Origin of the sequence: Stenotrophomonas sp. LM091, assembly GCF_001806305.1 — a bacterium.
Classification (GTDB): Bacteria; Pseudomonadota; Gammaproteobacteria; order Xanthomonadales; family Xanthomonadaceae; genus Stenotrophomonas; species Stenotrophomonas bentonitica_A.
Genome location: NZ_CP017483.1, coordinates 3,475,980 through 3,489,181 on the forward strand (window position 1 = coordinate 3,475,980; position 13,202 = coordinate 3,489,181).

Annotated in this window: 10 protein-coding genes and 1 pseudogene; 1 reads left to right on the forward strand and 10 read right to left on the reverse strand. The window is 66.9% G+C overall.

Annotation, left to right across the window (positions count from 1 at the left end):
• Positions 1–28: 28 nt before the first annotated feature.
• Both phaZ and BIZ42_RS15335 read right to left on the reverse strand, forming a co-directional pair.
• Positions 29–1,384, reverse strand: a complete 1,356-nt coding sequence (gene phaZ / locus BIZ42_RS15330; protein WP_172838054.1) for a polyhydroxyalkanoate depolymerase — start codon at positions 1,382–1,384, stop codon at positions 29–31.
• Positions 1,385–1,441: 57 nt separating this feature from the next.
• A complete protein-coding gene (locus BIZ42_RS15335; protein WP_070426933.1) occupies positions 1,442–2,038 on the reverse strand; it encodes a class I SAM-dependent methyltransferase in 597 nt (198 codons plus the stop codon).
• A gap of 160 nt (positions 2,039–2,198) precedes the next feature.
• On the opposite strand from BIZ42_RS15335, the gene BIZ42_RS15340 reads away from it, so the two are divergent.
• A complete protein-coding gene (locus BIZ42_RS15340; protein WP_019184413.1) occupies positions 2,199–2,654 on the forward strand; it encodes a CopD family protein in 456 nt (151 codons plus the stop codon).
• A gap of 222 nt (positions 2,655–2,876) precedes the next feature.
• Here the strand turns inward: BIZ42_RS15340 and BIZ42_RS15345 are convergent, their stop codons facing one another.
• The 8 genes and pseudogenes from BIZ42_RS15345 to lpxD all read right to left on the reverse strand — a co-directional run bounded on the left by BIZ42_RS15345 (position 2,877) and on the right by lpxD (position 12,862).
• A complete protein-coding gene (locus BIZ42_RS15345; protein WP_019184412.1) occupies positions 2,877–3,836 on the reverse strand; it encodes an acetyl-CoA carboxylase carboxyltransferase subunit alpha in 960 nt (319 codons plus the stop codon).
• Positions 3,837–3,949: 113 nt separating this feature from the next.
• Positions 3,950–4,801 carry a hypothetical protein gene (locus tag BIZ42_RS15350; RefSeq protein ID WP_237393604.1) on the reverse strand — a complete coding sequence of 284 codons (852 nt, stop codon included), beginning with the start codon at positions 4,799–4,801 and terminating at the stop codon, positions 3,950–3,952.
• A gap of 55 nt (positions 4,802–4,856) precedes the next feature.
• Positions 4,857–8,438, reverse strand: a complete 3,582-nt coding sequence (dnaE, locus tag BIZ42_RS15355; RefSeq protein ID WP_070426934.1) for a DNA polymerase III subunit alpha — start codon at positions 8,436–8,438, stop codon at positions 4,857–4,859.
• A gap of 203 nt (positions 8,439–8,641) precedes the next feature.
• A pseudogene (locus tag BIZ42_RS15360) lies at positions 8,642–9,303 on the reverse strand (ribonuclease HII).
• Entirely contained in the window at positions 9,300–10,580 is a 1,281-nt protein-coding gene (lpxB, locus tag BIZ42_RS15365) for a lipid-A-disaccharide synthase (RefSeq protein ID WP_070426935.1), read from the reverse strand. The pseudogene BIZ42_RS15360 and the gene lpxB overlap by 4 nt, the downstream one beginning before the upstream one ends.
• Positions 10,577–11,368, reverse strand: coding sequence for an acyl-ACP--UDP-N-acetylglucosamine O-acyltransferase (gene lpxA / locus BIZ42_RS15370; protein WP_046272049.1), 792 nt, complete (start codon positions 11,366–11,368; stop codon positions 10,577–10,579). Before lpxA ends, lpxB begins: the two co-directional genes overlap by 4 nt.
• Positions 11,369–11,387: 19 nt before the next feature.
• Positions 11,388–11,843 (reverse strand): 3-hydroxyacyl-ACP dehydratase FabZ, encoded by a 456-nt coding sequence (fabZ, locus tag BIZ42_RS15375; protein ID WP_019184406.1) that lies wholly within the window; start codon positions 11,841–11,843, stop codon positions 11,388–11,390.
• Positions 11,840–12,862 (reverse strand): UDP-3-O-(3-hydroxymyristoyl)glucosamine N-acyltransferase, encoded by a 1,023-nt coding sequence (lpxD, locus tag BIZ42_RS15380; RefSeq protein ID WP_046272048.1) that lies wholly within the window; start codon positions 12,860–12,862, stop codon positions 11,840–11,842. The genes fabZ and lpxD overlap by 4 nt, the downstream gene beginning before the upstream one ends.
• Positions 12,863–13,202 lie beyond the last annotated feature (340 nt).

The following is a 13,202-nucleotide window of genomic DNA, read 5'->3' on the forward strand; positions in this document are numbered from 1 at the left end:
GCCGGCACTACCGCATATTGCGTTGGCGTCAGCCGGCTTTACGCCGCAGCGGCGTGACGTTGCTCGCGATCTTCGCGGCCTTCTTCGGCTTGCTGGCCACGGTCTGCGCATGGGCGGCGAAGAAATCACGCACCTTCGGGTAGACGGTTTCGCGCCAGCGGCGGCCGCTGAAAATGCCGTAATGGCCGGCGCCTTCCACGATGAAATGCTCGCGGTGCGCAGCCGGAATGCCGGTGCACAGTTCCTGCGCCGCTTCGGTCTGGCCAAGGCCGGCGATATCGTCCAGCTCGCCTTCGATGCTCAGCAGCGCGGTGCCGGTGATCGCGCTGGGATCCACGCGTTCCCCCTGCACGTACCACTCGCCGCGCGGCAGCAGGAACTCCTGGAAGACCACGCGGATGGTGTCGAGGTAATACTTGGCCGGCATGTCGAGCACAGCGTTGTACTCGTCGTAGAAACGCCGGTGCGCGTCGGCATCTTCCATGTCGCCCTTGACCAGGTCGGCATAGAAATCCCAGTGCGAACTGAAATGGCGGCTCGGGTTCATCGACAGGAAACCGGCATGCTGCAGGAAGCCGGGATACACGCGGCGGCCTGCACCCGGGAAGGTGGCCGGCACGGTGTGGATGACGTTGTTTTCGAACCACGACATCGGGTTCTGCGTGGCCAGGTTGTTGACCGCGGTCGGGCTGCAGCGCGCATCGATCGGGCCGCCCATCATCACCAGCGAACGCGGCGTGGCTTCACCACGGCTGGCCATCAGCGAGACGGCGGCGAGCACCGGCACGGTCGGCTGGCAGACGCTGACCACGTGCAGCTTCTCCGCGCCGAGGTGGCGGATGAATTCCTGCACATAGGCGATGTAATCCTCCAGCCCGAACTCGCCTTCGCTGCCGGGCACCATGCGCGCATCGACCCAGTCGGTCACGTACACGCGGTGGTCGCGCAGCAGGGTGCGCACGGTATCGCGCAACAGCGTGGCGTGGTGGCCGGACAACGGCGCCACCACCAGCACGAACGGCTGGTTGAGCATGGTGTGCAGCTGGTCGGCTTCGTTGCTGTGGCGCTTGAAGCGCAGCAGCTTGCAGAACGGCTTGCTGACCTCTTCGTGGACGACGATCGGCACGCGCTCGCCCTCGACATCGATCTCGTTGATGCCCCATTCGGGCTTCTCGTAATCCTTGCCGATGCGGTGGAACAGCTCGTTCACAGCGGCCAGGCGATCCGCGCCGGGCATCTGCGACCACCAATGACCTTGATTGGCGAAGAACTTCGCGTTGGCCTGGGCCTGGTGCACCCACGGGGCGAGCAGGTTGCGGGTCAACTCATGCAGCTGATATAGCATGACGTCCGATATGTATGGTCTTATGTTGCCGCGCAGCATAGCGCACCCGTCGCGCGGGCGCGTTAATGCGGGGGCTGTCTCAATTGTTATCGAGACTCAAGGCGCGCCGCGTTCCAGTGCCGCCGCCTGTCCGGACAGTGCGGGCGACAACCAGCAATGCGAGCCCAACGCGGTGAATCCGACCCGCTTGAGCTGGCTGCGGTACCAGCGCGCCGGACGTGCCTGGAAGCCTTCATGGTCGCCATCGAAGTCATCCTCGGCGGTGAACGCCTCCAGGAACGCGACGCCGGCGGTGAGTTCGGCGAAGCCTTCCAAGGCCGGGCGCAGTTCGCGGCTGGGCACGTAGTGCATCACATCCGAACAGATCAGCAGATCGACCGGTGCGCACGGGCGCAGCCAGGCGAAATCGCCGACCCTGGCCGGGTGCAGGTTGCGGCTGCGGCCGTAGCGGCAAACCGCGTAATCGCTGCTGTCGAACCCCAGGTACTGCACGCGCGGGCGCAGCTTGAGCAGCGGCGCACGCCAGGCGCCTTCGCCGCAGCCGATATCGAGCACGCTGCGGATCGGGCGTTCCAGGTAGTACTCGGCACTGGCCACGGCGAGTGCCACCTTGCGCGCCAGGCGCGCGGCGCCACCGGTCTGGTCAGGCTGGTACCAGCGCTGGAAGTAGGCGGCGTCGTAGGTTTTGTCCATGAAGATCTGCACGTGGGCGAAAGCGGCGCCTATCGTACGGTGTGGCGCGCGCGGATGCGCAGCCGGGGTGCGGCGAAGGGTCGCGTCGGCCACCCGTGGGGCGGCGCAACCGGGCATGCGAGAATGGCGGCCAACCTACGCCAGCCGCGGGAGCAAGCGCATGCAGTCCTATTACTGGGTCAAGACCTTCCACCTGCTGTTCGTGGTGGCATGGATGGCGGCGGTGTTCTATCTGCCCCGGATCCTGGTCAACCTCAGCGAGACCGCCGGCCAGCTGCCGGTGACCGAGCGGCTGCAGCTGATGGGCCTGCGCCTGTACAGGTTCGGCCACATGATGTTCGGCCTTGCGCTGATCCTGGGCGTGGTGCTGTGGCTGGGCTATCGCGTGATTCCGGACTTCCCGACCATGGTCGCCCCCGGTGCGGCAGGCTGGCTGCATGCCAAGCTCGGCCTGGTGGTGCTGCTGCTGGTGTACTACTCGTGGACCGGCCGGCTGTTGAAAGGCGCGGTGAAGGGCAGGGTGCTGCCGTCCTCGCGCGCGCTGCGCTGGTTCAACGAGCTGCCGCTGGTGCTGTTCATCGGCGTGGTGTGGCTGGTGATCGCCAAGCCGTTCTAAGCGATCCGCAGCGGTGGTGCCGGCCGCAGGCCAACTGCCTCGGACCCGCGTGCGAAACCGGGTAGTGCCGGCCGCTGGCCGGCTCACGGGGATGCCGGGGATGCCGGATAACGGAGGCGCCGGCCAGCGGCCGGCACGACCGCCGAGCCAGCCCGTCGGCGTGCAGCACAAAAAAAGCCGGGCGCTCGCGCGTCCGGCTTTTTCGTTTCCGCCGCAGCCCGGTCAGGCTACTTCGTAGGTTCCGTAGCTGCGCAGGCGCTCGTAACGCTTCTGCAGCAGCTCATCGACCGGCAGCTTCTCCAGCACGTCCAGCTCGTTGAGCAGCACGGCCTTCAGGCGTTTGGCCATCTGGTTCGGGTTGCGGTGGGCGCCGCCGGTGGGCTCACGCACGACCTTGTCCACCAGGCCCAGGCTCTTCAGGCGCGGGGCGGTCAGGCCGAGCTGTTCGGCGGCATCCTTGGCCTTGGCCGGGTCCTTCCACAGGATCGAGGCGCAGCCTTCCGGGCTGATGGTCGAATAGACGCTGTATTCCAGCATCACGGTGCGGTCGCCCACGCCCAGCGCCAGTGCGCCACCGGAGCCGCCTTCACCGATGACGGTGCAGACCACCGGCACCTTCAGTTCGGCCATTTCCATCAGGTTGCGTGCGATCGCTTCGGACTGGCCGCGCGATTCGGCGTCGATGCCCGGCCAGGCACCGGCGGTGTCGATCAGGGTCAGCACCGGCAGGCCGAAGCGTTCGGCCATCTTCATCAGGCGCAGCGCCTTGCGGTAGCCCTCCGGCTTGGGCATGCCGAAGTTGCGCTTGATCTTTTCCTTGGTGTCGCGGCCCTTCTGATGGCCGATCAGCATCACCGAGCGGCCACCGATACGGGCCAGGCCGCCGATGATCGCCTTGTCGTCGGCGAAGGCGCGATCGCCGGCCAGTTCCTGGAACTCATCGCAGATGATGCGGATGTAGTCCTCGGTGTACGGGCGGGACGGATGCCGGGCCAGCTGCAGGACCTGCCAGGAGGTCAGGTTGCGGAAGATCTGCGCGGTGCGCACCCGCAGCTTGTCCTGCAGGGCATTGACCTCGGCCTCGACATTGACCGCAGGTCCGGCGCTGGCGCTGCGCAGTTCCTGGATCTTCGCCTCCAGATCAGCGATGGGTTGCTCGAAGTCGAGGTAGTTCGGATTCATCGGAAACCGTCGTGAAGAAAAGAGGGAAAGTGTAGCCGAATGCGCCGAAAAGCCCCGTACGCCGTCGTCTGGAAACCGACGGTAGCGCAGCGGGGCCAAGGGCGCCAGTCAGGTCAGGGCACGACCAGCGCCGCGCTGCCCATCAGCCTGCTGCGGGTCTGCACGAAGGTGTTGTAGCCCTCGTTGGCCTCCTTGGGCAGGCCCGAGCCAAGCGTGGCGGTCGCGGCGGTGAAGGCCATCTGCGCCTGGAAGGCCTCCTGCTGGAGCTGCAGCTGCGCATCGGCGGTGGTGGCATGCAGGTAGCGGGTGTACAGCTCGCGCAGCGGGCCGGCATGGGCCTCGAAGGCCGGGTCCAGCGCAGGCAGGGCGGTCGGAGCGGCTTCCAGCGTGTAGGTGGGCGCCACATAGCCCTTGGGCTGGTGGCGCGCATAGACGCCGGGGTCGCCCAGGTTGTCTTGGACATAGTCGATGAAGGCCGGGGCCGTGAAGATCTTGGCGTTGATCCGGCCGCCGCTGGCGTCCACGTGCATCACGGTCTGCTCTTCGGGGAACGGCTCGTGGACGCCGAAGGTCCACGTCTTGTCGATGAACAGCGCGTGGGTACTCTGGTACGGCCCCTCGAAGTTGACGCCGCCCAGCTCGATCTGGTTGTTCAGGTCGCCGAAGTTCTTCAGCTTGTCTTCGCCGGTGACGTAGATCTCGTTGGCGATCACGTACTCGGCCAGGGTCGGGTTGATCAGGCCACCCTTGCCCTTGGCGTAGACGATGAAGCGCACGTCGCCGAGGCGTTCGGTCTGCAGATGATGTTCACCGGGCTTGAGCTTGACCGGGCGCGAGGCGTGCGCGGCGATCGGCAGTTCGTTGCCATCGATGCGCAGGGTCAGCGGGGTATCGCCCGGGTTGTCGATCTCGAACGTCTGGGCGGGGCTGGAACAGCCGGTGAGGGCAGCGGCTGCGATCAGCAGCCCGGTAAAACGCTTGATCAAAACAAAACACCTGTGTTGCAACAGAAAAAAAGAATCAGTTCGCCCAGGGCGGGCTGTAGCGCACTTTCACCGTGCGTACCGCAGGGTCGGCACGCAGCGCATCGACCAGCTGGCTGTCCACGCGCACGGCGATCTCACCGGCCACATCGAGCATGCCGGCCACCGGGCCCTGCGCCGAGCCGAGCAGCAGGTCCAGGCGCAGCGGCGTGCGGCCCGGGCGGTGGCGGTCGAGCAGGGCGTTGATGCGGTTCCACACGGCGCCGTCCTGGCGCAGGTCCAGCCGCAGCGACAGGCGCGTGGCGTAGTTGGCGCAGATGTCTTCGTAATCCCAGACCTGGCGGATGCGCAGCGCGTAGCCACCGTTGAACTCGTCTTCGCGCAGGCCGCCCTTGACCACCAGGATGCGGTCCTTGGTCATCAGGTGGCCGAACTCGGCCAGGCCATCGGTGAAGGCGCTGCACTCCACGCGGCCCTTGCCGTCTTCGAGCTGCATGAAGATCTGGCTCTCGCCCTTGCGGCGCACCCCGACCACCAGGCCGGCGAGGATCACCGGGGTTTCCTGGCGCCAGGCACGCTTCTCGCCATCCTTGCTCGGGCGTGCCGGCGGGATCAGCTTCTCGAGCATGCCCAGGTCGGTGCCGACCAGATCCTTGACGTCATCGGCGTAGGGATCGAACGGGTGGCCGCTGAGGTAGAAACCCAGCGTTTCGCGTTCGCCTTCCAGCAGCTGGCCCAGCGCCCACTCTTTGGCCTCGGGCAGTTCCAGCTGCATCGCGGTGGTGACCGGATCGGGCGCCCCGAACAACGAGTTCTGGCCGGAGGCCTTCTCGCGTGCCATCTGGTCGGTGGCCTTGAGCACTTCGGGCAGCTGCAGCATCAGCGAAGCGCGGTTCTTGCCGAGCCCGTCCATCGCACCGCAGTTGATCATCGCTTCGAGCGTGCGGCGGTTGAGCTTGCCGGATTCGGCGCGCATGCAGAAATCCAGCAGCGATGCATAGCGGCCGCCACGCTGGCGTTCCTCCACGATCGCTTCGCAGGCACCTTGGCCGACGCCCTTGATCGCGCCCAGGCCATACACGATGGTGTCGGCGCTGGAGGCTTCGAACATGTAGGCCGATTCGTTCACGCGCGGCGGCAGCACGGTCAGGCCGAGGTTGCGCACTTCGGCGAGGAAGCCGACCACCTTGTCGGTGTTGTCCATGTCCGAGGACAGCGTCGCGGCCATGAACTCGGCCGGGTAATGGCGCTTGAGCCAGGCGGTCTGGTAGCTGACCAGCGCGTAGGCGGCGGCGTGCGACTTGTTGAAGCCGTAGCCGGCGAACTTCTCCATCAGGTCGAAGATCGCGTCGGCCTTGGCTTCGACGACGCCGTCCTTGGCCGCACCTTCGCGGAAGATCTCGCGGTGCTTGGCCATTTCGGCCGGCACCTTCTTGCCCATCGCGCGGCGCAGCAGGTCGGCGCCGCCGAGCGAGTAACCGCCCACGATCTGCGCCATCTGCATCACCTGCTCCTGGTACACCATGATGCCGTAGGTGTCTTTCAGGATCGCTTCGGTGCGCGGATCGGGGTAGATGATCTCTTCCTGCCCGTGCTTACGCGCGTTGAAGGAGGGAATCAGGTCCATCGGGCCGGGGCGGTACAGCGACACCAGCGCGATGAGGTCTTCGAAGCGGTCGGGGCGCGCGTCCTTCAGCAGGCGGCGCATGCCCGAGGATTCGAACTGGAATACCGCGCCGGTGTTGCCGTTGGCGAAGATGTCCTTGTAGGTCGGGACGTCATCCAGCGGCAGCGCGGTGATGTCCACCGGCGGAATGCCGGCGCGTTCGTGGCGCTTGTTGATCGCCTTGACCGCCCAGTCGATGATGGTCAGCGTGCGCAGGCCGAGGAAGTCGAACTTCACCAGGCCGATTTCTTCGACGTCGTTCTTGTCGAACTGGGTGACCGGGTTGCGGCCACGGCCGCCTTCGTCATGTTCGGCGAACAGCGGGCAGAATTCGGCCAGCGGCTCGGGCGCGATCACCACGCCGCCGGCGTGCTTGCCGGCGTTGCGGGTGAGGTCTTCGAGCTGGCGTGCCAGGTCGATCAGGTCGCGGACATCATCTTCGTTATGGTAGCGCTGGATCAGCTCCGGCGAGGCCATTTCCGAATCCTTGCCTTCGCCCATCGCATCCTTGAGCGAGATGCCCAGGATGTTCGGGATCAGCTTGGAAACGCCGTCGACCAGGCCGTACGGGAAGCCGAGCACGCGGCCGGAGTCGCGCACCACGGCCTTGGCCGCCATGGTGCCGTAGGTGATGATCTGGCTGACCCGGTCACGCCCGTATTTACGCGCGACGTAGTCGATGACCTCGTCGCGGCGGTCCATGCAGAAGTCGATGTCGAAGTCGGGCATCGACACGCGTTCGGGGTTGAGGAAGCGCTCGAACAGCAGGTTGTACGGGATCGGATCCAGATCGGTGATCTGCAGCGCCCAGGCGACCAGCGAGCCGGCACCGGAACCGCGGCCCGGGCCGATCGGAATGCCCTGGTTCTTTCCCCACTGGATGAAGTCGGCCACGATCAGGAAGTAGCCGGGGAAGCCCATCTTGATGATGGTGGCCAGTTCGAACTCGAGGCGCTCGAAATAATCGGCGCGGGTCTTGCCCGGCGCCAGCGGATTCTTTTCGAGGCGCGCTTCCAGGCCCTTGCGCGATTCGCTGCAGATCCAGCTGTCGAGGGTTTCGTCCTCGGGCACCGGGTAGTTGGGCAGGAAGTAGGTGCCCAGGCGCATTTCGATGTTGCAGCGCTCGGCCAGCGCAAGCGTGTTGTCGATCGCGTCGGGGATGTCGGCAAACAGCGCGCACATGTCCTCGGCGGACTTGAGGTACTGCTGGTCGCTGTAGTCGCGCGGGCGCTTGGGGTCGTCCAGCACGCGGCCGGAGGAGATGCACACGCGGGCTTCGTGGGCGTTGAAGTCTTCCGGCTGCAGGAAGCGCACATCGTTGCTGGCGATCACCGGCAGGCCGCGCTGGCCGGCGGCCTGCAGGGCGAACTGGTTGAAGGCTTCTTCGCCGTCGCGGCCGGTACGGGTCAGCTCCAGGTGCAGGCCATCGCCGAACACGCGCTGCCAGTCGGCCAGTTGCTGCTCGGCCAGGTCATGGCGGCCATCGCCGGCCAGGCGACCGGCAAGGCTGTCGCGGCCGGCCAGTGCAAACAGGTTGTGGCAGCCGGCTTTGAGCCACTCCGGGTGCACAGCGACGCCGCCTTCGGGGCGGTGGCCTTCCATCCAGGCGCGGGTGAGCAGCCTGGAGAGGCTGAGGTAGCCTTCGCGGTCGCGGCAGAGCAGGGTCATGCGCCAGGGCGTCATGCCTTCTTCGGCGATCATGATGTCCGCGCCGGCGATGGGCTTGATGCCCACGGTTTCGGCGGCTTTGTAGAACTTGACCAGCGCGAACAGGTTGTTGAGATCCGTCACTGCCAGTGCAGGCAGCTTCAGTTCGACCGCGCGGCTGAGCAGGTTGGCCTGCTTGGCTTTTTTCGGGTCAGCCTGATCCGGCTTCGCCGGGACACGGATGGTCGAATCCGCCAGCGAAAATTCGGTGTGGACGTGGAGATGTACGAAACGGGAAGTGGACATGCCGAACCAATGTGATGCCCGGTCAGGGTAGCGGTGGTGGTGGACGCTAACAAGGCTTGACAGGGGTGTTGCGGGGGCGCGGGCGGGCGCTGGGGTTCAGGTTTGCCGGGGCATCCGACGCCACCGCTGGCCGATGCACAGTGGCGGGCAACCTCCGTATGTCCAGCGCTGTGGTGCCGGGTGCCGTCCGGCCATGGCAGCGCTCAGGCGGGGAGGCTGCTGAGCGCAGGTTCCAGGCACGCGCGCACGGGGGCGAAGCTGCGCCGGTGCTGGGGCAGGGGCCGTGGTTGCGCAGGGCGGCGAGGTGGGCGGGGGTGCCGTAGCCCTTGTGCTGGTCGAAGCCGTATTCGGGATGGGCGTCGTGCAAGCGCTGCATGAAGCGGTCGCGGCTGACTTTGGCCAGGATCGAGGCGGCCATGATGGCGCGGTCCAGGGCATCGCCGCCGATCAAGGCCTGGGCCGGGCAGGGCAGGCCCTTGGGGACGACGTTGCCGTCGATGCGGGCGAACTGGGCGACGTGGGCGACGCCTTCGACGGCGCGGCGCATGCCGAGCATCGTGGCCTGGTAGATGTTGAGCGTGTCGATTTCGCTGACGTCCACCATCACCACGTGCCAGGCCAGGGCGCGGTCCAAGATCTTGTCGTAGAGCTGGTCGCGGCGGGCAGCGGTGAGCTGCTTGGAGTCGTCCAGGCCGTTCAGGCGTGGGCGGTCGGGGCAGAACACGACGGCGGCGACGGCGACCGGGCCGGCCAGGGGGCCGCGGCCGGCTTCATCCACGCCGGCCACGTAGCGCGGGGCCACGGTGGCAAGGGCGGCGCCGTCGAACAGGGCCAGCGAGGCGGCAGCGGCGTGGCGACGGCTCATGCGGCGCGACCGCCGTTGGGACCGCGTTCAAGCAGGTCGGTCACCGCGTCGGCGGCGCGTGCGGAGGCATCGCGGCGCAGTTGCAGGTGCAGGCGTTCGTAGGTGTCGTGCAGGTCGATCACGCGCTGGGGGTGGTCGAACCACTGCAGGATCGCGGCGGCCAGTTTGTCCGGCGTGCAGTCGTGCTGCATCAGTTCCGGGGCAAGGTCCTTGCCGGCCAGGATGTTGGGCAGGGCGAAGCGGTCGACCTTGAGCAGGCCCAGCGCTTTGACGATGCGGTAGGTGAGTTCGGCCACGCGGTAGCCGACCACCATCGGGCGCTTGACCAGCATCGTCTCCAGGGTGGCGGTACCGGACGCGAGCACGACCACGTCGGCGGCGATCATCGCGGTGCGCGCGTTGCCGTCGAGCAGGTGCGAATGGGCGACCGGCAGGGCCGAGGCGGAGAGCTGTTCGCTGATCAGCTGGCGGCAGGCGGCGTTGGCCGCCGGTACCACCACGTGCAGGCCCGGAATGCGTTCGGAGACCTGCCAGGCGGCTTCGAAGAACGGCTCGCCGAGCTTGCCGATCTCGCCCAGGCGGCTGCCCGGCAGGACCGCCAGCACCTTGGCATTGGAGGGCAGGCCGAGCTCGGCACGCGCCTGTTCGCGATCATTGTGCAGCGGGATGTCATCGGCCATCGGGTGGCCCACGAAGCGGGCGTCGATGCCGTGCTTGGCGTAGATCGGCGGTTCCATCGGGAACAGGCACAGCACCAGGTCGGCGCTGGCCCCGATCTTCTCGGCACGCTTCTCACGCCAGGCCCAGACGGAAGGGCTGACGTAATGAACGGTGCGGATGCCGCGGTCCTTCAGCCAGCGCTCGACGCCGAGGTTGAAGTCCGGTGCGTCGATGCCGATGAACACGTCCGGCTGCCACTCCAGCGCACGCGCGCGGAACTCGCGGCGCAGTTTGAGCAGACGCGGCAGGTGGCGCAGGATTTCGGTCAGCCCCATCACCGCCAGTTCGCTGGCATCGAACCAGGTCTGGCAGCCGGCGCTGCGCATGGCATCGCCGCCGATGCCGGCGAACTCGGCGTTCGGGAAGCGCAGGCGCAGCTCGCGGACCAGGCCGGCACCGAGCAGGTCGCCGGAGGCTTCGCCGGCCACCAGGGCGATCCGCACCGGGCGGTCGGAGGCGCGCACGGCCAGCGTCTGTTCGACGCTGGTCGCCAGCGCAGCGAGCGGAACGATCTCGGCGGTCGTGATGCCCGGGGTGTGCCCGCCTGGACCCGTCATCGCAGCAGGGGCCGCTCGGCGCTTTCGATGAAGTCCAGCAGGTCCTTCACATCGGCGCTGTGGCTGGCCTGTTCGGCCAGCTGCACCTTGGCTTCGGCCAGCGGCAGGCCGGCCACGTACAGCGTGCGGTAGGCGCGCTTGATGCTGGCGATGCGTTCGGCGTCGAAGCCACGGCGCTTGAGGCCTTCGCTGTTGATGCCGCGCGGGCGGCCCAGGCTGTCGCTGCCGACCATGGTGAAGGGCGGCACGTCGCCGTTGGTCAGCGCACCCATGCCGAGGAAGGCGTGGGCGCCGATGCGGCAGAACTGGTGGGCACCGGCGAAGCCGCTGATGATCACGTAGTCGCCCACGGTGACGTGGCCGGCCAGCGTGGTGTTGTTGGAGAACACGCAGTGGTTGCCTACGTGGCAGTCATGCGCCACGTGCGTATAGGCCAGCATCCAGTTGTCGTTGCCGACCGTGGTGATGCCGCCGCCACCGGCGGTGCCACGGTTGATGGTGACGAATTCGCGGATGACGTTGTCATCGCCGATCACCAGTTCGGTGCGCTCGCCTTTGTACTTCTTGTCCTGCGGCTCGCCACCGATCGCGGCATGGCCGATGAAGCGGTTGTTGCGGCCGATCCGGGTCGGGCCATGGATCGAGCAGTGCGGACCGATCTCGGTACCGGCACCGATCTCCACGTCCGCGCCGATCAGGCAGAACGCACCCACGCGCACATCCGCAGCCAGCGTCGCCGACGGGTCGATGACCGCGGTGGGGTGGATGAGAGGGGCGTTGTCACTCATTGCAGTTCTCCTGCCAGGATCATTCGCGGGTGCCGGCGCACAGCACTTCGGCGCAGGCGACGATCTCGCCATCGACCTTGGCCACGCAGTCGTACACCGCCATGTTGCGGATCACGCGCTTGATCTCCACGTGCATTTCCAGCACATCGCCGGGCACGACCTGCTTGCTGAAACGGGCCTTGTCCACCTTGACCATGTAGAACAGCTTGGACTGCGCATCGCGGCCCAGGGTGAGCTGGGTGAGCACGCCGCCGGCCTGGGCCATGGCTTCGATGATCAGCACGCCGGGCATGATCGGCTGGCCCGGGAAGTGGCCCTGGAAGAACGGCTCGTTGATGCTGACGTTCTTGGTGGCGACGATCTTCCGGTTCTCGAAATCGAGCGAGATCACCTTGTCCACCAGCAGGAACGGATAGCGGTGCGGGATCAACTGCTGGATCTGGTTGATGTCCGGCAGATTCTGGTTGTTGCTCATTCCTTCTCCTTGCTCACAGACAGGATGCGCCGGGCGAGCGCATCGAGCTGCTTGAAGCGCGCGGCATTCTTGCGCCACGTGCGGTTGTCGGTCAGTGGGGTGCCGGAGGAGTACTCGCCCGGCTCATGAATGGAGTTGCGCACCACCGATTTGCCGGTGATGACGACCTTGTCGCAGATTTCGAGGTGACCGACGACGCCGACGGCGCCGCCCAGCAGGCAGTAACGGCCGATCTTGGCGCTGCCGGCGATGCCGGTGCAGCCGGCGATGGCCGAGTGGGCGCCGATCTGGACGTTGTGGGCGATCTGGACGAGGTTGTCCAGGCGCACGTCGTTTTCCAGCACGGTGTCTTCCAGTGCTCCGCGGTCGACGCAGGTGTTGGCGCCGATCTCGCAGTCGTCGCCGATGCGTACGCCACCCAGCTGGGGCACCTTGATCCAGTGGCCGGCATCCATGGCCAGGCCGAAGCCGTCGGCACCGAGCACGGCGCCGGGATGGATGCGCACGCGCTTGCCGAGCTTCACGCGGGTGACCAGGGTCACGCGGGCGATCAGTTCGCAGCCGGTCTCCAGGGTGCAGTCTTCGCCGATGACGCTGCCGGGGCCGACGATGCAGTTCTCACCGACCACGCTGCGGGCACCGATGGTGACGAACGGGCCGATGTGGGCGCTGGCGGCGACCTGGGCGTCCGGATCGATACAGGCGCTGGGGTGGATGCCCGGCGCGCGCGGCGGTGCGATGTCGAACAGCGCGGCGATCTTGGCGAAGGTGGTGTACGGGTCCTTGGCGACCAGGGCGGCGCCGGGCGCGGCCTCGGCATCCTCGGCACGCAGCACGACGATGGCGGCCTGGCTATCGGCCAGCTGCGCGCGGTAGCGCGGGTTGGCCAGGAAGGTGAGCTGGCCGGGGCCGGCATGGGCGAGCGTAGCCACGCCATGGATGGCAGTGCTGCCATCACCATGGACCTGCAGGCCAAACTGCTCGGCGAGTTGCTGGGCGGTATAGGTAGGAGTGTTCACCGGGGGAGTTTACCGTGTGATGCCGAAACGGTCATGCGGGGCGGGGGTTCCGGGGTGTGTTGGGCGGTTTGTTGCGGCCCGGCGCATCCGGGGCGATCGCGCGGCGCCGTGGCGGGCAGCCACCACGGACCCCGATGGTTCAACCCGCGCGCGGCACGGTAGTGCCGGCCGCTGGCCGTCTCTCGTTCATCCCGGACGTTCGTGCCGACCAACGGTCGGCACCTACCCAGAGCGGCATCGAGCGATCGGCACCTACCCAGAGCGGCATCGAACGATCAATCCCAACCCAAAGCGGCGCCGACCCATGATTGGTTCGAACCCCAATCGGCACGGCGCCATG

Excerpts from the sequence above, each read along its gene's own strand:
- BIZ42_RS15340 (WP_019184413.1), top strand. The coding sequence starts at position 2,199 with ATGCAGTCCTATTACTGGGTCAAGACCTTCCACCTGCTGTTCGTGGTG.
- BIZ42_RS15345 (WP_019184412.1), bottom strand. The coding sequence starts at position 3,836 with ATGAATCCGAACTACCTCGACTTCGAGCAACCCATCGCTGATCTGGAG.
- lpxA (WP_046272049.1), bottom strand. The coding sequence starts at position 11,368 with ATGAGTGACAACGCCCCTCTCATCCACCCCACCGCGGTCATCGACCCG.
- fabZ (WP_019184406.1), bottom strand. The coding sequence starts at position 11,843 with ATGAGCAACAACCAGAATCTGCCGGACATCAACCAGATCCAGCAGTTG.
- dnaE (WP_070426934.1), bottom strand. The coding sequence starts at position 8,438 with ATGTCCACTTCCCGTTTCGTACATCTCCACGTCCACACCGAATTTTCG.
- BIZ42_RS15335 (WP_070426933.1), bottom strand. The coding sequence starts at position 2,038 with ATGGACAAAACCTACGACGCCGCCTACTTCCAGCGCTGGTACCAGCCT.
- lpxB (WP_070426935.1), bottom strand. The coding sequence starts at position 10,580 with ATGACGGGTCCAGGCGGGCACACCCCGGGCATCACGACCGCCGAGATC.
- phaZ (WP_172838054.1), bottom strand. The coding sequence starts at position 1,384 with ATGCTGCGCGGCAACATAAGACCATACATATCGGACGTCATGCTATAT.